This window comes from Leucobacter sp. cx-328 (genome assembly GCF_014530035.1).
Classification (GTDB): Bacteria; Actinomycetota; Actinomycetes; order Actinomycetales; family Microbacteriaceae; genus Leucobacter.
This window is the reverse complement of record NZ_JACVMX010000002.1, coordinates 202,629-222,778: the sequence shown is the minus strand read 5'-3', so window position 1 is coordinate 222,778 and position 20,150 is coordinate 202,629. Positions and strand designations below refer to the sequence as shown.

The window sequence follows — 20,150 nt, the reverse complement described above, 5'->3', positions numbered from 1 at the left end:
CTTGTCACTCACAGGGGCGCGGATCGCGGTCGGTCACTCTCGTGACCGACCGCCTTGCTGTGTTAGCCCTGTTCGAGTTCGACCGAGCGTGCCGCGTTTGCGGCGAGCGCGCGGTCGAAGACGTCGTCCCAGCCGGCGCCCTGGAAGACCTCGATAGCGCGTTCGGTCGTACCCTTCGGGCTGGTGACGCGGCGGCGCAGCTCTGCTGCGTCTTCGCCGCTGTGTTTGAGCAGTGCTGCCGCTCCGATGACGGTCTCGTACGCCATGGTGCGTGCTTCCGCATCGCCGAAGCCGCGGCGACGTGCTGCTGCTTCAAGCATTTCGGTGAAGTAGAACAGGTATGCGGGGCCAGAACCCGAGACCGCTGCGACGTCGTTGATCTTCGTTTCATCGACGATGACGACCGAGCCGACGGTCTCAAACAGGCGAGCAACCGCTGCAACGTCTGCTTCGGTCGCGCGGCTGCCAGCTGCAACGCCGGCGACGCCGAGGCCGATGGTCGACGGGGTGTTCGGCATCACGCGTACGACCGAAACGGTGTCGGGAAGCTGCGCCTCGATGCGCTCTGCGGTCACGCCAGCTGCGAGGCTCACGACGATCGTGCCCGGCTTCACTGCGTCTGCGATCTCGCCTGCAAGCTCAACGATGAGCCACGGCTTCACGCCGAGCACGACGATGTCAGCGTCAGCGACTGCGAGGCGGTTTGCGTCTGCGTTATCTTCGAGAGCGACCGCGTGCACGCGCGGGTTGGTCAGTGCTGCGGCGCTTGCGGCGCTGCGGGTCGTGACCTCGATGGGGCTCGCGACGCCTGACTCGGGGTTTTGCAGACCCGCGAGGATCGCACCACCCATGGAGCCCGACCCGAGCATTGCGACGCGGACTGCTGACGTTGAAACTTCGGTGGCTGCACTCATGCCATCAGTTTAGGACTGACCACCGACACCGCTGCCGCTTCAAGCGGGCAGGGCGAGGTTTCCAACGCCGGTCGACACGATCCGCTCGAGTCCCTGCCAGGCGGCAGCGCGTTGCAACAGCTCGGCCGCGACCTCGGCGGTGTGGGCGGGCGCCCCTGGCTCGCGCCAGGCTGCCTGGACGAGGAGGGTGTTGGCTGCGCGATCCGCCTTCAGATCGATGCGTCCCGCGAGCTGCCCCGAGACCATGAGTGGGAGGCAGTAATAGCCGTACTTCCGCTTTTCTTTCGGGGTGTAAATCTCGATGCGGTAGTGAAAATCGAACATGCGCTCAGCACGCGGCCGGAACCACACCACCGGGTCGAACGGCGTCAGGAGCGCGTGCGGTGCGAGGCGGGCAGGCACCCGAGCATCACGGTGCAACCAGGCGGCGAGCGGATCGCCAGACTTGTCATTCCACCCCTCGACGCGCACTGGCAGCAGCTCTCCCGCTTCCTCCAGATCGCGCACGGCCACCGCGGCTTCCTTAGGGCGCAGGCGGTAGTAGTCACCGAGATCAGCAAGCGTGCCGACGCCAAGGGCGCGGCCAGCCTGACTGATCAGCGCGCGCTGAGCCTCCTCACGGGAGCGGTCTTCGAGCGCGTGGGCGGGCAGCACGTGCTCGGCGAGCGCGTAACGTCGCTGGAACCCCTCACGGTTCGCCGCCACGACCTCGCCGGAGGCGAAGAGGATCTCGACTGCCTGCTTGGTGTCGCTCCAGTCCCACCATGGCCCGCGCTTCTCGCGTGGACCTGACTCGAGTTCGCGCACGAGCTGCGGCCCCTCGGCCGCAAGTTGGTCGCGCACGAGCGCGATGGTGCGCGCAAGCGGTTCTGCTCGCTCGGCATGCTTCGCCTCGAAGTCGCGCATGCGCCATTGAAAGAGTGGTCGGTCACCTACCGGGATGAGTGCGGCCTCGTGCGCCCAGTACTCGGTGTACTCGCCGCTGCGCCACAGGTGGTCGTCGAAGGCTGCGCGGTCGTACCCACCGTGCCGCGAAAACACCGGCATGTAGTGGCTGCGCGAGAACACGTTGACCGAGTCAATCTGCAGCACGCCCAGGCTGCCGAGTGCATCATCGAACGGGCGCCGCTTCTTGAGTTTTGGCGCACCGCTGAAGCCCTGCGCCGCGAGCGCGATGCGTCGGGCTTGTGCTGCGCTCAGAGTCTCAACAGAGGTAGCGGTCATGCCCCAACTCTAGGACTGACCACGACATTCCAAGAGATGCCGCTACTATCCGCCCTCGCCAGCCAAAGCGCGAATCTGCGTCGAGAATCCAGCTGACGTGCAGGTGTCTTGCACCAGCCCAATCGCTACCTCAAGTTTGTCGATGTCTCGCTCAAGTGCAGCTTTCTCCGCCTTGCGCAGGAATGGCAAAATCGAGGTGTCACCTGATAGCGTCGTGGACCACAGGTCGTACAACATCTCCTGCTGCGCTGCGGTGCCCTCCGCTGTGCCGCCAGGATTAGAAAACCCCTGCATGAGGCGCCAGTCATAGTTCTGCAGCACGCCAACCTGAGCGCACTCAAACGCCGGAGTAATTGCGACTCTTCCGTCTGTCACGTCTGCCCCTGATGCTTCTTCAGCCTGCTGAGCATCGTCCGTAACTGATCCGCCGACTTCTTGCGCGGGTTCAGCTGTCGGGGCCGAACCACAACCGCTGAGCGCGATCACGGCGGCCGCACAGGCGAGCAGAATCGCGGGCGTTGTGTTTCACTTCATCGGGGTTCCCTCCAGCCGGCAGCGGCGCTTCATCGACAGCGCTTGCACCACAGGCTACGCCGTCCCGCCTGAAATCGGTCCAATTAGGAATCACGATCTGTGTCGCTCAGAACACCCGAGCCGACTGCTTTTCGCTGCGACGGTTTCGAGATTACCCACCAGACGAACAACGTGAAGAGCCCCAAAAGCAGGACGAACAATGCGCCATACATCCAAGCGTCCGCGGCGGATGGCGACAACGGATTGCGCCCGGTCGTCTCTGTGACGGAGAAGAAGTTCATCAGGTTTGCGCCCACCCCCTCAGCCAGGAACACGGCGGCGAGACCCGTTACTAGGCGCACCACATAGACAAACTTCTTAGTATTCATGACTCTTCACGACTGATCCTTGGTCGACGGCTGGATAACGATCGCTCAGCGTTGGCCCCTGATGCGCTCACCTCGAAGAGTATTTCTTCGCCATTTGGTGCGGTCAACGCGAGAGCACCATTTGACGAGGTTCGTTCCTCGGTTTGAACGACCAGAGGCGTGCCACCGCTAAGCTACACAGCGCGATCCAGTTCGCGCCATACTCCCGAATCGGCATCCCTCGCGCGTAGACTAAGCGGCACACGTGTCACAGGCACAAGGAGGAATCTGGTGAGTGCATCTGGCGGTAACAAGGCAATCGTTGCGGCGTTTCTTGCAAACTTCGGCATCGCGGTAACGAAGATTGTCGCATGGCTGTTCTCCGGCTCCTCGGCCATGCTCGCAGAGGGCGTGCACTCGCTCGCGGACGCTGGTAATCAGATTCTGCTGCTGATCGGCGGCAAGCGCGCTGCGAAGCCTGCCGACGACGAGCACCCGTTCGGCTACGGCCGTGTGCGTTACGTCTACGCCTTTGTTGTCGCCATCATCCTGTTCTCGATCGGTGGCGTCTTCTCGATTGTTGAGGGTGTCTCGAAGATCCGCGAGCCTCACGCGCTCGAGATGTGGTGGCTGCCGCTCGTTGTCTTGGTGATCGCGATCATTCTTGAGTCCTTCTCGATGCGCACCGCAGTGCGCGAGAGCCGTCCGCTCAAGGGCAAGCAGAGCTGGGTCAGCTTCATTCGCAAGTCAAAGGCACCCGAGCTTCCCGTGGTCCTCCTCGAGGACTTCGCGGCCTTGATCGGCCTCATCATCGCGCTCCTCGGCGTTGGCTTGACCGTCATCACCGGCAACGGCATCTACGACGGCATCTCAACGATCTTCATTGGCGTGCTACTCGTTGCGGTCGCTGTCGTGCTCGGTGTTGAAATCAAGGGGCTCCTCGTCGGCGAGGGTGCCAGCGCAGAAGACGTCAAGAAGATCGAAGAGGCAATGCTTGCGTCGAAGGATGTCGAGCGCATCATTCACATGAAGACCCTCTACGTCGACCCCGACCGTTTCCTCGTGGCAGCAAAAATCAGCGTTGCCCCCGACATCACGGCGCGCGAGATCTCGGTCATTGTGAACCTTGCAGAGCGGCGGATCCGCGAAGCTGTCCCCGCTGCCGCCTCGATCTACATCGAGCCCGACGTCTGGATCGACCCCAACGCGACTGCACCAACGACAAGCTCGATCGTGATGCTTTCGAGCGACTAATTTTGCCGCGGTGACGTGAACTGAAAACCAGTCCGAATCACTTTGCCGCACGTCCTTCGATCCAGGATTTACACCCGATAAACTGAATCCAACCAGTACCGGCCCGCCTCTCAGAGGTCAGGGCCGGTCTTTCTTTTTCTATCAATTCCGGGCGGTAAAAGGTGTCAAACAAACCGTGGAGGAACCTTAAGCACAGCTCTCGAAATCGGCTCAGCAGGTTCATACCTTTAGGAAGTGAACGATGAACCGTCAATCAGATAAAACAACCGCTACTGAAGCGATTTCTTGGCTTGTGCTGGCAATTGTTTCCTCTTACATGTGCGGAACCTGCGTGACGCAAGCTTTGATTTCGCCTGTCCCGCCAACCACGTTGTGGCTGGCGGGCGCAAACGGCGCCCTTGCGATGGTCACTTGCATTCGCGTTCTGCTCGCGCTCAAGAAATCCAACTGAGAGGCCAAACTCGCCTCTCGTCGCCGACGGCTACCGCCGCGCGGCGAAGAATGCTTCGAGCAGCGCGGCGCACTCGTCTGCGCGCACCCCCGCGACGACTTCCGGCACCGGATGCGGCAAGCGCCCATCCCGCAGCAGGTCGTACACGCTGCCGACAGCGCCCGCCTTTTCGTCCCACGCTCCGAAGACGACTCGTGGGATCCGCGCCGCCAGAATCACGCCCGCGCACATGACGCACGGTTCAAGCGTCACAACGAGCGTGCAGTCGCCAAGCATGCGATCACCGAGCTGCTGCGCAGCGGCGCGGATCGCCAACACCTCTGCGTGCCCAGTCGGATCAAGGCTGGCCTCACGGTCATTGCGGCCCGTGCCACGCACCGCACCGTCTGGTCCGAGCACGACGGCCCCGATGGGGATCTCGCCCGCAGCGTCGGCAGCGCGTGCCGCGTCGAGCGCAAGCTGCATTGCTGCGTTCTCTGCTGCGGATGCAGGAATCTGTGAGGTCTGAGTCGGGGTCACACGTTTAGAATAGGCATATGCGCATTATCGTTGCAGATCACCCGCTCGTCTCGCACAAACTTACTGTTCTGCGACAGGAGCAAACGCCTCAGCCGACCTTCCGTCTGCTCATCGAAGAGCTCATGACGCTCCTCGCTTACGAAGCGACCCGTGAGGTTCGTGTCGACCCCATGGAGATTCAGACTCCCGTCGCGAAGACCACCGGTGTTCGCCTGAGCGAGCCGCTCCCCCTCATCGTGCCGATCTTGCGCGCCGGCCTTGGCATGCTCGAGGGCATGGTCAAGCTGGTTCCGACCGCAGAGGTCGGCTTCCTCGGCATGGCTCGCGACGAAGAGACGCTTGAGCCTGTGACCTACGCTGAGCGCCTCCCTGATTCGCTTGAGGGCCGCCAGTGCTTCGTACTCGATCCCATGCTTGCGACCGGTGGTTCACTGGCTGCGGCAATTGAATTCCTCTTCGAACGCGGCGCAGACGACGTCACCGCGATCTGCGTACTCGGCACCCCCGAGGGCGTTGAGAAGATCAAGGAGGTCGCTGGCGACCGCAACGTCACCCTCGTGCTTGCTTCGCTCGACGAGGGCCTCGACGAGAACGCATTCATCGTTCCGGGCCTTGGCGACGCAGGTGACCGCTTGTACGGCACCGCATAAGCACAAGCGTTTCACTGAACAACGGCGGCTTGGTACATCTTTTTGTACCAGGCCGCCGTTGTCTATGTACCAACTTGGGAAAATCAAGAAGGTTACTACTTGTGTCAGCGGGTGAAGTCTGCATATACTTTCGCTTATGCATGACATCACCAGTTCCGTATCCGCTTGCGAGGTAATCCTCGGGCGGCGCGGCATGATGATGGCTGGCGTCATGCGTTGTCGAATGTGCAGCTAAGACTTTCTTTAACTTTTAGCGTGCTCTCTGCGAACCCGATGTACATTCCGGGGTCGCTCTCTTCATTCTCGACATCTCTTGCCTTTCAGGCATCCCCTTAAGGACCCATCATCATGGCTACCATCAGCAACGCAGCTCCCGCCGACCTCCGCACCGCACGTCCCGACCTCGCAGCGAACATCGCACCGCAGCCGACTCGCTCGCTCCCCGAGGGCACCGAGGTCCGCGGCTTCGCGCTCTACGTCGGTCTTTCGGAAGACAAGCTGAACTCGAACGATCCGCAGATTAGCGACATCGTGAACCAGATCAAGCACCTCGTGAACCGTCTCGCTCCTGCTGCAGACACCTACGCAGCAGTGGCACTGGCTCCCGAAGGCACCGGCGGCCGCGACGTTGACGTCGTCCGCTTTGCACTCGGCGATCCCTCGGCAAAGGCTCGCCGCCAGCAGGCCGCGGCAGCTGAGCAGGACCGCGCCAAGAGTGGCGTCATCCTCGACTTCTCGCGTGGCCGCGTGCTGCTCGACAACACCCCCGCAACCCTCACCTTCCGCGAGTTCGAGCTCCTGCAGTTCCTCGTACTGCGCGAGGGCCGCACTGTCAGCCGCGACGAAATCATTGAAGGCCTCTGGGCAGATGCGCCCGCTGAGGAGATCCCGAGCGAGCGCACGATCGACGTGCACGTTCGCCGCCTCCGCGTGAAGCTCGCACAATACCAGGACATCGTCCGTACCGTGCGTGGCATTGGCTACCGCTTCGACCGTCACGCAGACGTCTCGATCCTCCACGCAGCGGGCCCCAGCCCCGACCGCTTCTAAACGAAGCCTGCACCCGGGGCGATGATCCGCCCCCTACTAGAACGCAGTACGGCCGCGCGCAAGCATTCGCTGCGCGCGGCGTTCTGCTCTCTTCGCGCTGCGAGCACGCTTGAGAATCTTGCCGCGCTCCCACGCACGCGTCACCTTTTGACGCAGCCAGGCGAGCAACCGACGCGACCACGAGAACTCTGAGCCGAGCACTGCGAGGCCCAGGAAGATCGTCACCCACCCCGGACCGGGCGTAATGAGCATGATGAGACCGGCGAGAATCAGCACGCCGCCCACGAGCGCGATCAGCACGCGGTAGAAGAAGCCGAGGACCGGACGAGCGTGGATCTTGCCGCGCAGCGCCGTGAGGCGTCGCAGGATCGGGTGCTTGTCGTGCGCCCCGGCGTCCGTACTCTCTGTCATACTCGCCAGCTTACGAAAGTTTGCTGTGTTCCGGCACCTTCTGCTAGCCATTCTCAGCTATTTGGTTGGCGCGGATCAGCGAAGCTACAAAAACACCACGGCCCAGGGGCTTCCTCGTTGGGAGGAGCCGCCTGGGCCGTGGTGCATGGTGGGCGTCAGCGCGAGGCGCTACACCCTGCCCTTAGCTTGCTTCGCCGGTGCGACGCTTGCGGAAGAGCACGATACCGAGACCTGCGAGGAGCAGGAGAGCTGCGGCGCCGAACGGTGCAACTGCACCACCGGTGATCACCAGCCCCTCGGTCTTCTTGTAGCTGTTCGTGACCCGTACAGCGGTCGTCACTGCGTCACCGTTGGCGTTTGCCTCGGCGAGCATAACGACTGCGCTGTTGGTGTCATCCTTGGAGAGGTTTTCCACACCCGCGGTGAGTGATTCAAACTTCGTCGATTCAGCCTGGTACCTGTAGGGCTCGGTGATCTCACACTGCGAACCTGCGGGCAGCTTCGCCACGTTGATCGGCGCACCTGGGGTGAGCGCAATCTTCGCGTCGTGGTCAGTGACAGTTACGTCCTTGCCACCGATGGTGAGGTCGCGAGTACAGGTTGCCTGGACATCGAACTTGCTCGGCACTCGACTTTCCTTGGCACCCGCACCTGCGAGTTCCTTGGTGAGCGAGAGCGTCGCCGGCGTGAAGATGTTGGTCATCTCAACGTAGACGGTCTTGTCCGAGAGGATCGTGACCGTGCGATCCGGCGCCGGCACGTTCGCGCCGCCTGCCGCTGTCTCGCTCACGGTGCACTCTGCTCCTGCTGGAACGCCCGAGACGGTGAAGGACTTCTCCGTCTCACCAGCACCGAAGGTGAGGTTCTGCGTTGCCTTGTCGCCGATGTTGAGCTCGTGACCAGCCAACGTGCAGCTCGTGGCAAGTTCCACATCACCAAACGCGGTACCAGACTTCGGCAGTTCGATCTTCTTCGTGACGACGAGGTCGCCGCCGGCGTTGAAGTAGTTCACGAACTCGACCTTGTGGTCGCCCGGCTCAATCGTTGCGACGGAGACCGTGCGCTTCGAGTCGAGCTCGACAGGCGTGCCGTCCTCGTACTGGCCAGTGACTGGGTTCGCGCCACGAGCATCAGTTTCCGTTACGGCACAGTTTGCACCGACCGCGATTCCCGGAATCTTTGCTGTGTCGCCAGCCTTGAGCTCCAACGTATCGAAGGTCTTCGTGACGGTACCGAAGTCACAGGTTACGTCGACGAGGAACTTGTCATCCGGGCGGATGACGTCAGTCGCATTTCCAGCAATCTTGACTCCCACCGTGAGCGAGGACTCGACGTAGGTGTTCTCAACCGCAATCTTGTTCTCAGCAGGCACGTCTTCAATCTTGCCGTCCGCCTCGTAGGGCAGCAGGGTGATCGGATCCTCCGGATCAGTCGAGAAGTTGAAGCCAGACGCGCCGACAGATTTCTTACCGTACTGACCAGCAGCGGTGTCTGCTGTCGGGACGTATGTCTCGTCAACCACCGCACACGTTCCGTCTACGGGGAGTCCTGTCACGACAGTGGAGACTTCGCCGTCGATCGATGTCACTGCAGGCAGTTGAACAGCGATCGGATCCATCTTCGTCCCATCCGGGGTAGTACATGCGAGGTCGACAGTGTAGCCATCAGAGTTCAGATGCCAGTTGGCAATTTCATTCTGAGTGAGCTTCTTCGTCAGCGTCATCGCGGTATCGATGGTACGGAGGGCCGAGGGGTACGACTCGTTCGGAGAGATCCAATCGCCTCGCGCATCCTGACGGCCAGTGACCGAGGCGGTGCTGAACGCGACCTTGTTGTTCTGGCTTGTCTCAGGTACGCGAACCTGATACTCCACGATGACGTACTCGCCGCCTGCAATGGGCTTCCCTGCGGGGAATTCAAGGATAGCGCCGAACGCCTTCATAGCGCCCGAAACATCACTTGGATCAGTCACCCAGGTACCCTGTGCGCAGTCAAGCGTCGCCTGGCCGGCAAGTCCATCTGCACCGAAGGTGCAGGGCTTGTTGCTCCCGGTGTATCGCAACGAGTCTGCCTTAAACGAAGCATCATTACGAGATTCTTCGTCGCTGTTCAGCGTTTCCGCTCCGATCAGCTTGATCGACCCAGGAATGAATGACGGAGCCCAGTCAGAGTTGCGCTGCTTGGGGTTCAATACGCCCTGGTCGCCGATGAACGGTAGACCGTTCACAAAACGCATCTCAGCCAGCGGGATGTTGCCTGAGTTCACAAGCTTTACACGATAGGTGTCCGTATTACCCACGGTGGTGTTCACCTGCCACGGGTAGGTCAGCCACGTGTTGTCACAAGCGACCGCGCCGCTGCCCGGTGCGGGTGAAACGACACACGCTTCGCCCTGGTCGTTGATCGCCCCTGCCGCAGACGCATCAATGTACGACTCGACACGGGTCTTATCGATACGAACGCCCGTAACAGTCGCATTCGAGCTGCACAGCAGTTCCGGTTCGGGCTTCGCACCGACGAAGCAACGACCCTGGTTTCCGGCACCTGTCACGCCGTTACCCTCAATCCACGCCTGGTTCGTCGCGATGTCATTCGGCTTAAAGCCGTCCTTCACCATGAGCGGAACCTTCAGCAAGATCGACTCTCCTGGCTTGAGGTACTCACCGTGTGTCCAAGTCGCACGCGCCTGCTGCAGTCCCGGCTTATTACCAGCCTGCACTGTGAAGGTCGGAGTCTCGAACGGAGGCTCTCCAGCAGCACGGTCTGGAACCGAAATGATCTGTGGCCTGTACTCAGGTACGCCCTCGATGTACACCAGCTCTTCAGGGAACTGGTCAGCGACTGCGAGGTCGTACATGTTACTCGTCGCCTTCGAATCGTTAGTCACCCGAATGTGGAAGTCCACCTTTTCACCAGGTTCGACCTTCTTCGAAGATGATTCGCTGCCTGTGGATGGCAATGAAGTGAACTTCTTCGTGGAGCCGACCGGGTTACCTGCGTATACAAGCAAGTTGCTTGCCGCATCAGCGAAAGGCTTCTCAGTTGCCGTCGGCTTATCACCGATGTGGAGGGTACCCGCCGCATCAGATCCGAGCAGCCAGGTGACACCGTCATCGGTGATCTCGTCCGCAGGCGCACGAGTATCTGGGTCACTACGCAGCGTCTGACGCAGCTCAGCGAGCATGTTGAGCTTGCCGCCGGTATCGCCCGCGGTGACCGCGATGCGCTTACGCGTCGCCTCGTCACCGTCGAACTGCACACGGAATGCAATGATCTCATCCCACTTGTTCGGACCAGGACCGCTGGTCGGGAGCACGATCGGAATACTGCCATTGATCGCGGGGGTACCTGAAAGGATCTCGATTCCCTCGGTCCACTCGCCACTCTCGTCGAGCGCCCATACCGTCGCCTTTACAGCACCAACCGGCAAGCTGACACTTGCAGACAGCACGTTGAACGCGTCCCAGGAAAGCCCCGGGACTACCCCGTAACCTGCAGGCGTGTTGCGCGGCCAGAGATCCCTATTCGGGTTCTCGGACTGGCAGTCGCCGCTCTCAGCGAGCAAACGGCAGTCTGTCGTCAGCCACATGCTCGAGACAGGAGTGTTACTCGTGTTCACGCCGGTGTAGGTCACCGCAACCTGCTGCTTTGGCAGATCTCGGTACAACCGCTGCGGAGTGGACGCCTTGAGCGTCACGTTCATGCTCTCGTCCTGACCGACAAGCGCAAGCAGGTTGCTGCGTGCATCAAGCTCAGCCTTGCCCAGGCCAGGCGTCTCGACTACCGCGTGGTTGTCGACCGCGACGTTGGGCTCAAGCGGGGCCGGGTTGTCGATGGGCTTGCACCCCGTCAACGTGTCCGCGATGCTCGCGTCAGCGGCATCCACGAAGTTGTAGGTGTAACCGTTGGTGCAGGCGCCCGTAACGGTGTTCAGGTCGCCTCGGACATTGTCGCGAAGAACAGTGTTGAATGCGAGACGCGCACGGTTTCGGTTTTCGCCTTCGCGCTCGATACCAACGTACTTCCCTGCTTCCGACCAGGTCACGGTGATACCTACCACGTCCGGCCAACGGTTCTTGGGCGGGTTCAGCTGGTCTACTTCGTCTTTGACATACGGTGCGACGATTGTCTCAGAGGTACCATCAGCATACGAGTAGAGGATCTTCGCATTGACGCGGTCTTCCTGCATTTGCGAAAGCACCGTAGCCCCGTCCTTCACAGGCCACCACATCTGGCTGACGCCGTTGAAGTCAACAACTGCGAAGGGATTCTTGCCAGAAGCAGCATCACCGTTCACGCTGACCGATACCTGATCGACGCCAATGGGGATGTGTCCAGGAGTTTTCCACTGGTCTTTGGGCGGAGCGTCAGTGCCAACCGCCGTGCGGTTAGAAACGTCGAGAACAATCTTTGACGGCGTGAAGTTCTTCGCAACGAGCGGCGTCTGTGAGCCCTTGGCGTCGAACCAACCTGCTTCGGAGAAGCCATAGACATCAGTACCAGCGTAAACACGGAATTTCACCTCCGATGTCTTTGTCTGCGTAGCCCCCTGCTTCGGGAAGCTCTCCGTCACGCCGGTGTTGTAGTAGTCAACGCCGACCATGCTGCCCACGACAGTTTCTGCCGGGAGAGACCGGAATGTGTCACGCAGCTGCATGTCTGCAGTGATCGAGGCAGCACCGTTCTTTTGCATGAACGCGTCAGCTGTGCCGCGCGTCACATCAACCTGGATCTTGGCGATCTGGCCGAGAACGGTGTCATCGAGCGGTACAGACCACTCGGGTTCACGCACCTTGTCCCAGAATTCACGGTACTTTGCGCTTTGAGAGTTCTCAATGTCGGCGGGGTCGAGTTCTTCCCCATCCAGTTCAATAGAGCTCTCGACCGTGCCGACGGGGGCAAGCTGGCTGCCGTCTGCCGCAAAGAGGGAAACCTTCATCTCCTGGTCAGGGCCGACGTGCACGGTATGAATCGCGGTCACGTCGAAGACATCGAGGCCACTCTTACTCACGGAGCCATCGGTCATTCTGACAGAAACGACGTCTTCACCCTGCGGAATCGATGACAGCACGAAGCTAGTCTGTGTGTCTTGCTCCTGCACGCCATATCTCTTCGCGTCTCGTGCGAAGTGCTTGTACATCACCGCGAGGGAGATATCGACAAGGAAGAGTGAATCGGTGCCTGTCGTTTGCGGGGCGTTTGTTCCTGTCGTCACCTCTGCCGTGTTTGCAGGGCTGAAAAGACCGGGGGTGCTGGGATTACCCACAGTGTCCGGGCTGATCGGAATCTGCTCGTAGGTCACCTCGCCAGTGGGCGAGGTGTTCTTCTTCTGTTCCAGAGCGTACTGGCGGAACTTCACAGACGTGTCATCGCCAGAGACGCACTTAACGTCTACCGGGAATCGTTTGTCTCCCGCAGCGGGGCTTACGACAATCTTTAGCCCAACTACGCGTTCAAGTTCACCTGGAGAATCAATGTCAGCCAGCGGCACCTCATTGATCGCGGTAACGATGCGGCTGGTGGGGCTGTCAAACTCTGCAAGCCACACGGTCTGTGTGGTCGACGAGTTGTAGGGAGCCTGACCACCGCTGCCATCTGGCGTTGTACACACCATTTCGGCAGCATCAATCTTGGTGAACTCCATTAGGTTGAAGGGAGTATCCTTCAACGTCGCCACCGTGGGCGCCTTCACAGGGTCCATGATGACAAACTCCTGCGCGCCGACCCTCTCAGGGTTGCTGAGGCCTGGCTCGGTCTTCACGACGAACTTCATCTGGTGCGGTCGATAGTTCTGATTACCGGGGCCAGCATCGCGGTCGTACAGGTCGCCCGACTTGGTCTGACCCGTCAACGGATACACCACGTCATCGGCGCCATCGCCCAGGCGCTTTCCAAGCTCAACCTTGAACTTCGGGTTGACGAGCACGACGTCGACGTTGTCGGGGGTCTTCAGGTTTCGCACGACCTTGGTGGTCGCCTGAGCTGCGATGTCTGCACCAAACTTAATTCGGGTTTCGCCCTCTGCAGGCGGCTCGATGGGCTTGCCCGTCGAGCGGTTCACCTCGCGGAGCTTGCCGTCGAGCTCGATCTTGCCCGCACAGCTCGTCTCGTCGATGCCGACGCAGTTGCCTGGGATCGAAACCGTAGCTGGCGCGAACACCACAACGATTCCCTTGACCTCACCGAGGCCACGTGGGTTGCCACTGCTGGCGTTGGTGTCCTCGCCCGGGCCGGGAACCGCGCCACCCTTGGTGAATGGATGAGCCGCACCGGTGGTACCGTCACCGTACTGGTACTGAATGGTCGCCTTGGTCGACCCGGCTGGGAAGGTGACTCGAGGAAGCGCGGTCAGGTCGGTGTAGTCAAAGTACCCTGCTCCGGCCATCGGAATCTTAACCGTCAGGTCAAGCAGCTGCTGTTCACCGGTGTTTGCCACCAACACCGTTGCGGTCGAGGTTTCGCCCGAACCGTAAACGCTGGTGTTGTTATCGCCGTCATGGGTCACCCAGGTCGCTCCAACGGCCACCTCTGGCTGTAGGGCGTTGACGCTGATGGTCGCCGCACGCTCGATCTTTGCGGTGCCGCCAGAGGCAGGGTTGAAGTGGTCGACGCTGTTGATGACGTCAGCTGTCTCCGCGAGTGAGACATTCGCTTTGCCCTCTTCAACAATACGAGCGCCCGTCGTGCGGGTTTCTGAACGCAAGACGTAGTCTGCAGAAATCGAGGCTGTCCGCTCAGCAGCCGAAGAGGTGGAGAGCGAAGGGAAGTTTCCAACTACTACCGTGTATCCGACGACGTCAGCAGGCGCATCAGACTCGAGTACGCCGGCTGCCAGTGTCCGCTCAGTAGTTGACCCGCCCTGCAGCTTGTACGTTACTGTTGCGCCCGATGGGTTGCTCGAGAGCTTCAGCTTTTTCAGGTCAAACGCCTCTGCAACCGTTACTGCAGCCTTGCTACCGCTTGTTGCAGAGGGGTACTGGAAGGTGAATTTACTCTCCGAGTTCGCTTCAGCAATTGCGCTCATGACGAGAGTTGCCGCGTTTCCCGCAACCTCAGTGACAGAGTTGATCTTTTCACCGCTAGCCGTATTCTGCCAGATCAGCGTTGCCCCCGCGTTAATCCCGGGCTTGCTCCAGACATTGAGGTCAAGTGAAATGGACTTCTGGGTTACTTCTTCACCCTCGCGCTGTACCTGTACCTCGGCAAGCTGCTTCGAGCCGTTGAGCGATGCGTCAAGGCTCGCATCGAACATCACGGGAATGTATACCGCGGGACGCTCAGTGAGGTTCGGCCAGGCAATGACGAGTTCGCCGCCCTTGCCACCTGCACCCGGGGTGAAGGACTTTTGGACTGCTCCTACAGGCACAGTGAAGGCATCCTGCAAGAACTTGCCTTCAGCGGGAACTGCGAACTTCATCTCAACGGCACCACAGCCTGCGTTCTCAATACAGTTCGTACTGATGACGTAGTGGAATTGCTTGCCGGTTTCGACCTGGCTGAGCGACTGGCCACTCGAGGTGTCCAACGCCGTGATTGAGTATCCAAAGAATTCGTCATCGGCCGCGTACGCGGGCACGATGCTGCCCGCCCCGAGCCCAATAGTGAGCAAGACTGTGAGAAGACCCGCTATGCGCGCCCTGAAATTCCTCACCTTTGTTTTTCCCATAAAACACACAACCCAACTGTTCGCAGCCCGCACGAAAGCTATGAATACGGACTGAATCTCTTATATTCAGAGTTGCAGCCAAGCTAACACCTGTAGCCGAATATGGAAAGGGTGTGTGGAGTTTATGCATAACGATCAGGTTTCGGGGCGCACAATTTAACGTGTAACGCACAGAAGACCGCAGATCGCGACGGCGTTTCAGGGATCCGCCGAACGCTGGAATACACAAAGGAGCACCTCCCCCGAAGGGAAAGCGCTCCTCAAGAGTCGGGCCGAGTCGCCCGCAAGGCTTTTACCCAGGCGTCGGCATTGCAGCAAGCAATACCACGCCAAGCACACCAACCAGCAAGGCTCCGGCGATGATCGCAACGGTCGCGATCACTCGCCCCCGGGTACTGGCCTGCTTACCGCCGCCGGTCGGGGTCGGGCGTTCCTGACGCGAGAAATCTTCGCGCGGCGCTGATCCGCCGTTGTGTGACTTCGCCATTCGGTTCAATCCTTTTCTGAGGCTGATACTGAAACTGGTGCTGATGCGGGCGCGCGATGCGCATCCACAAACGGCAGGAGGAGCTCGTCGAGCCCCGCAAGTACGGCCTCGTAGCGTTGGCCACGCTCAAGCATCTGGGTTGCACCGTGCACGAGCGTATTGATGAGTTCAGCAACGGGCTCAGGGGGCTCGACACCGAGCTCACGCACGGCGTCAACGAGCGGCGCCTGGATCTGCGCGTGCATCTCACGCGCGTGCGCGCTCAGCTGCTCCGATGGCGTGAGGGTACGGAGTGCGCCGCTCACCGCGTGCGCACCCTCGTCCACGAGTTCAAGATTGGCGACGGCGAAGGCTCGCACACGATCCGCCGGATGATCCACGTCCGCCATCGACCGAGTGACGTGCTCGGTCCACCGCGGGAAGATATCTTCGACGAGCGCAAAAAACAGCTCCTCGCGCGACTCGAAGTACACGTACAAAGCCGGCCGAGAGAGCCCAGCGCGCGCCGCGATCGCTCCGATGGTGGGCGGTGTCGGCGACTCCTGCAATAGATCGTGTGCTGCATCGAGAATCTTGCGCACTTGCTGCTCGCGATGCTCGGCAACGGTAGCCGCATTGATCTTAGGCATCTACCGCTCCAATCTATTCCTCAGCCACCATACGGGGCCCGCACAGACTGCGCCCGAACGAGCCCCGAAGCGAGACCTACAGCGCAGTCAACCTGCCATCGATCATTTCATACACCACATCACAGTGTTCAATCACCTCGTGATCATGCGTCACCATGATGGTGGCGACGTGGTCGTGGTGCGCCCGCTCCGCGAGGAGTTTCACGACCTCATGGCTACGCGCTCGGTCAAGCGCGGCGGTCGGCTCGTCCACGAGCATCACCGCCGGGTCGTTCACGAGCGCGCGCGCAATACCCACGCGCTGCCGCTCGCCACCCGACAGCTGGGAGGGGCGGTTCTTTGCACGATGTCCCATACCGACGGCTTCCAAGCCGGGGCGCGGATCGAAGCGCGACCCACCCGCGACCATCCGACGCGCAAGGCGCAACTGATCAGCGGAGGTGAGTGCGGGAATCAGATTCCCTGACTGGAATACGAAGCCGAGATTCTCCAGACGGAAGCGCGCAAGGCGACCCTGCGCGCCGCGTCCGGTGCCGAGCTTGGTGAGATCCGCGCCGTTAACGACCACGGTTCCCGACGTGGGTACCGCGAGCGCCCCAGCAACCGCAAGGAGGGAGGATTTACCGGCGCCCGAGGGGCCAACGATCGCGGCGAACTGACCGGCAGGCACCGACAGACTCACGTGATCGAGAGCGAGGACCTTCTGCTCGCCATCGCCGAGTTCGAGGGTGACGTCGGTGAGATGAATCCCACCGTTTTCGACAGCTGCGTTACTCATCGACTTCCTCCCAGCGCCTTAATTGGATCAATCTTTACGACGCGGATCACGGCAACCGCTGCGCCGATGAGGCCCATGACGATCGTGGCAACCGCGGCCGTTGCGATCGGTGCGGCCTCGAGCGCAAAGGGCACCTTCGCAGGCATCATGGCGCCGAGGCCCACGCCCACCAAGACACCAACCGCGGTGAACCCGAAGAGCAGGAGTGCTGCCTGCGTGAGCGAGTCACGCAGGAGCGCGCCGCCGGGGGCACCCATCGCGCGTAGTACAGCGAGCTCACCCTGGCGCTGGATCGTCCACACGGTAAAGAACGCGCCAACCACAAGCGCAGAGATGACGTACAGGAAGACCTGAATCATGTTGAGCGTCATCATTTCGGCCTCATAGCCTGGCGATGAGTTGAAGGACTCCTTGAGGGCAACAGTCTGCGTGCCAAGGTCTGCGTCAGCTGCCGCAAGGTCGATCACGTCTGTGTCAAAGTTCAGGGCGACGACGCTCGCGTACGGGAAGTCGAGGTCATCAACCTGCGCCTGCGTCGGGACGCCCTCTGCCGCACGCCCGGAAGCGATAAGTCGCCAGGTATCGAGCGGGAGGTATGCGGTGTCAACGTGGCCGAAGGTCGCCTGTCCCTTGGTAAACCCAACCACCTCGAGCTCCATGCCGATGCGATCGAGTGTGACGATCGAGCCGAGCTTGAGCCCCTCATCCTGCGCGGTCTGTGACACCACAATGCCTGGTAGCGCACCGAGGCTCTTGCCCGATGACACCTCGGGCGCCAGGAACGAGCCCGGTTCAACACCAAACATCGACAGGTCGATCTGGGTGTCGTCATCGGTGGTGGCATTCACCATACTGAAGCCAACGGGCGCGTGATCCTTCACGCCGGGGACATCGGCCCAGCCATCAATCTGTTCCTGATCGACGCTTGAACGTGAGAACGCGTTATCGGTCTTCGTACCGTCTTGGAACGCGAAGCCGGTAACTGGCATTGCTCGGAGCCCAGACACACCGTCATTGACGAGTCCTGCCGAGAAGCCAGAGAGCATGACCATGAGCACGGCGATCAGCGAGATCACCAATCCCATCAGGCCAAAGCGCCCTCTGGCGAATTGCAATTCGCGGAGTGCGAGAAACATAAGTTCCTTCTCAAATCTGAAAAGCACCGTCAGCACCTTGCCGACACTGCGTCAGTAAGATGCTGACAAGGTGTCAGAATACACTTCCGCGTGCGCGTTTCCTGAGAGAAAGTTGACCGCGCTACTCCCCCGAAAGCAACTCCGAGACAAGCACCTCGATCCGCGCCCGAATCTCGTCGCGAATGACGCGCACTGATGCAACACCCTGACCAGCCGGGTCATCGAGCTGCCAATCCTCGTACCGTTTGCCCGGGAAGATCGGGCACGCGTCACCGCAGCCCATGGTAATGACGACGTCAGACTCACGAACGTCTTCGGTGGTCAGCACCTGTGGCACCGCCGCCGCAATATCGATACCCACCTCAGCCATCACGGCCACGGCTGCGGGATTCAGCGATTCAGCGGGAGCAGAACCCGCAGAACGCACGACAACGCGGTCACCCGCGATGCTGCGTAGCCAACCGGCCGCCATCTGCGAGCGACCGGCATTGTGAACGCACACAAACATGACTGCGGGCAGAGCGAGTTGAGACATGTGTCACTCCTTCGTTTCAGAATTCGCGCGCGGATCGCCCAACGCGCTTGCCACCGAGTCGGCAAGGTCAAGCAGCACTGCCACCACGTCCGCACGGGACGGGGCAACGCGGTAGTAGACCCAGGTTCCGCGCCGCTCGGACACCACGAGGCCTGCCTCCTTAAGCAACCGCAAGTGGTGGGACACCGTGGGCTGCGCAGCATCAGTGAGACCTTGGAGGTCACAGACGCAAGACTCCCCCCGGGAGTCAGTGGCAATCGCCGAGAGCATTCGCAGCCGAAGCGGATCGCCGACCGCTTTCAACACTGCGGCTGCCTGCGCCGCGCTCTGCGCCCCCATACGGGAAGCGAACCCAGGCTCAGGCGTACAGGATTCACCGCGCGCGGCACTCATCTGGCCACCTCAGCATCGCCGGGAAGCACGTTGCTTCCTGGCATCGCGGCTTCTGACCCGGGTGCTGGTTCCCCAGTCGACTCCCCGAACCAAACCCGCGCCGCCCACAGCGAGACATGCACCAGCCCGACCAGCACCGGCACCTCAATGAGCGGGCCAACCACCCCGGCGAGAGCCTGCCCGGAGGCGACCCCAAACGTTCCAACTGCCACGGCAATCGCCAGTTCAAAGTTGTTACCGGCCGCTGTGAAGGCAAGCGTCGCCGATCGCGCATAGCCCAGCCCGAGCATCCTGCCCACACCCATTCCGATACCCCACATCAGGAGGAAGTACAGGAGTAGCGGGAGCGCGATCCGCACCACATCGAGCGGGCGCGTGGTCACCGCCTCGCCTTGCAGCGCAAATAGCAGCGCGATCGTGAACAGCAAGCCGTACAGCGCCCACGGCCCAATGCGCGGCAGGAACCGCGACTCATACCATTCGCGCCCCCTGCGAGCCTCACCGACCCTGCGAGACAGGAAACCTGCAATCACTGGAATGCCGAGGAACACCAGCACGTTCACAGTGATCTGGCCCATCGAGACAGCTAGCCCTTGTGAGTCAAGTCCAAGCCAACCCGGCAGCACGGAGAGATAGAACCATCCCAGGACAGAGAACATGAGAATCTGGAACACCGAGTTCAGTGCAATGAGCACCGCGGTTGCCTCACGATCAGCACACGCAAGATCGCTCCACACCACGACCATCGCAATGCAGCGCGCGAGGCCCACGATGATAAGTCCGGTGCGATACTCCGGGAGATCTGGCAAGAACAGCCACGCGAGCGCAAACATGAGCGCGGGACCAACAAGCCAATTCAACAGCAGCGACGAGATCAGAAGCTTGCGATCGCCCGTGACTGCGGCCACCCGGTCATACCGCACCTTCGCGAGCACCGGATACATCATGACAAGCAAGCCGATGGCAATGGGCAGCGAGACGCCCCCGACCTCGAGCGCGGCAAGCACACTCGACAAGCCAGGCACGAATCGGCCGAGCAGCAGACCGACGACCATCGCGAGCGCGATCCAGATCGGGAGCCCCCGATCGAGCGTGGTCATGCGGGGCGCGGATCGGTCACGTGCGGTCATTTCTCTATATTGACGTTTATCAATACAAGCCGCAAATTGGCG

General features: G+C 60.9%; 18 protein-coding genes. 4 read left to right on the top strand and 14 right to left on the bottom strand.

Annotation, left to right across the window (positions count from 1 at the left end; translation table 11 throughout):
• Positions 1-62: 62 nt before the first annotated feature.
• The 4 genes from proC to ICL81_RS03615 form a co-directional block, all read right to left on the bottom strand.
• Positions 63-914: a pyrroline-5-carboxylate reductase gene (gene proC / locus ICL81_RS03630; RefSeq protein ID WP_251381736.1), complete on the bottom strand. Its 852-nt coding sequence runs from the start codon at positions 912-914 to the stop codon at positions 63-65.
• Positions 915-953: 39 nt separating this feature from the next.
• Positions 954-2,138 (bottom strand): winged helix-turn-helix domain-containing protein, encoded by a 1,185-nt coding sequence (locus ICL81_RS03625; protein ID WP_188033610.1) that lies wholly within the window; start codon positions 2,136-2,138, stop codon positions 954-956.
• A 45-nt stretch (positions 2,139-2,183) separates the two neighbouring features.
• The gene (locus ICL81_RS03620; RefSeq protein ID WP_188033609.1) at positions 2,184-2,624 is read right to left on the bottom strand and encodes a hypothetical protein; all 441 of its coding nucleotides are present in this window, start codon (positions 2,622-2,624) and stop codon (positions 2,184-2,186) included.
• Between the two features lie 131 nt (positions 2,625-2,755).
• On the bottom strand, positions 2,756-3,040 hold the full coding sequence (locus ICL81_RS03615; protein ID WP_188033608.1) for a hypothetical protein: 285 nt from the start codon (positions 3,038-3,040) through the stop codon (positions 2,756-2,758).
• 270 nt (positions 3,041-3,310) lie between these two features.
• Between ICL81_RS03615 and ICL81_RS03610 the strand changes: the two genes are divergently transcribed.
• Positions 3,311-4,273: a cation diffusion facilitator family transporter gene (locus ICL81_RS03610; protein ID WP_188033607.1), complete on the top strand. Its 963-nt coding sequence runs from the start codon at positions 3,311-3,313 to the stop codon at positions 4,271-4,273.
• Positions 4,274-4,514: 241 nt separating this feature from the next.
• Positions 4,515-4,724 (top strand): hypothetical protein, encoded by a 210-nt coding sequence (locus ICL81_RS03605; RefSeq protein WP_188033606.1) that lies wholly within the window; start codon positions 4,515-4,517, stop codon positions 4,722-4,724.
• Between the two features lie 30 nt (positions 4,725-4,754).
• Here ICL81_RS03605 and ICL81_RS03600 read toward each other — a convergent pair whose 3' ends face one another.
• A complete protein-coding gene (locus ICL81_RS03600; RefSeq protein ID WP_188033816.1) occupies positions 4,755-5,189 on the bottom strand; it encodes a nucleoside deaminase in 435 nt (144 codons plus the stop codon).
• A 71-nt stretch (positions 5,190-5,260) separates the two neighbouring features.
• On the opposite strand from ICL81_RS03600, the gene upp reads away from it, so the two are divergent.
• Together upp and ICL81_RS03590 are read left to right on the top strand one after the other, a co-directional pair.
• On the top strand, positions 5,261-5,893 hold the full coding sequence (gene upp, locus ICL81_RS03595; protein ID WP_188023518.1) for a uracil phosphoribosyltransferase: 633 nt from the start codon (positions 5,261-5,263) through the stop codon (positions 5,891-5,893).
• Positions 5,894-6,241: 348 nt separating this feature from the next.
• Positions 6,242-6,943, top strand: coding sequence for a winged helix-turn-helix domain-containing protein (locus ICL81_RS03590; RefSeq protein WP_188033605.1), 702 nt, complete (start codon positions 6,242-6,244; stop codon positions 6,941-6,943).
• A gap of 36 nt (positions 6,944-6,979) precedes the next feature.
• Here the strand turns inward: ICL81_RS03590 and ICL81_RS03585 are convergent, their stop codons facing one another.
• From ICL81_RS03585 to arsB, 9 genes are all read right to left on the bottom strand, one after another.
• On the bottom strand, positions 6,980-7,354 hold the full coding sequence (locus tag ICL81_RS03585) for a TIGR02611 family protein (RefSeq protein WP_188033604.1): 375 nt from the start codon (positions 7,352-7,354) through the stop codon (positions 6,980-6,982).
• Between the two features lie 181 nt (positions 7,355-7,535).
• Positions 7,536-15,005, bottom strand: a complete 7,470-nt coding sequence (locus ICL81_RS03580; RefSeq protein ID WP_215394739.1) for a DUF5979 domain-containing protein — start codon at positions 15,003-15,005, stop codon at positions 7,536-7,538.
• Between the two features lie 307 nt (positions 15,006-15,312).
• Positions 15,313-15,507: a hypothetical protein gene (locus ICL81_RS03575; RefSeq protein ID WP_188033602.1), complete on the bottom strand. Its 195-nt coding sequence runs from the start codon at positions 15,505-15,507 to the stop codon at positions 15,313-15,315.
• Positions 15,508-15,512: 5 nt separating this feature from the next.
• Positions 15,513-16,136, bottom strand: coding sequence for a TetR/AcrR family transcriptional regulator (locus ICL81_RS03570; protein ID WP_188033601.1), 624 nt, complete (start codon positions 16,134-16,136; stop codon positions 15,513-15,515).
• Positions 16,137-16,212: 76 nt separating this feature from the next.
• Positions 16,213-16,914, bottom strand: a complete 702-nt coding sequence (locus tag ICL81_RS03565) for an ABC transporter ATP-binding protein (protein WP_188033600.1) — start codon at positions 16,912-16,914, stop codon at positions 16,213-16,215.
• Positions 16,911-18,050 (bottom strand): ABC transporter permease, encoded by a 1,140-nt coding sequence (locus ICL81_RS03560; protein ID WP_188033599.1) that lies wholly within the window; start codon positions 18,048-18,050, stop codon positions 16,911-16,913. The genes ICL81_RS03565 and ICL81_RS03560 overlap by 4 nt, the downstream gene beginning before the upstream one ends.
• 121 nt (positions 18,051-18,171) lie before the next feature.
• On the bottom strand, positions 18,172-18,585 hold the full coding sequence (locus ICL81_RS03555; protein WP_188033598.1) for an arsenate reductase ArsC: 414 nt from the start codon (positions 18,583-18,585) through the stop codon (positions 18,172-18,174).
• A 3-nt stretch (positions 18,586-18,588) separates the two neighbouring features.
• Complete coding sequence (locus ICL81_RS03550) at positions 18,589-18,924, bottom strand: helix-turn-helix transcriptional regulator (RefSeq protein ID WP_188033597.1); 336 nt, start codon at positions 18,922-18,924, stop codon at positions 18,589-18,591.
• 50 nt (positions 18,925-18,974) lie between these two features.
• On the bottom strand, positions 18,975-20,108 hold the full coding sequence (gene arsB / locus ICL81_RS03545; RefSeq protein ID WP_188033596.1) for an ACR3 family arsenite efflux transporter: 1,134 nt from the start codon (positions 20,106-20,108) through the stop codon (positions 18,975-18,977).
• Positions 20,109-20,150: the final 42 nt, after the last annotated feature.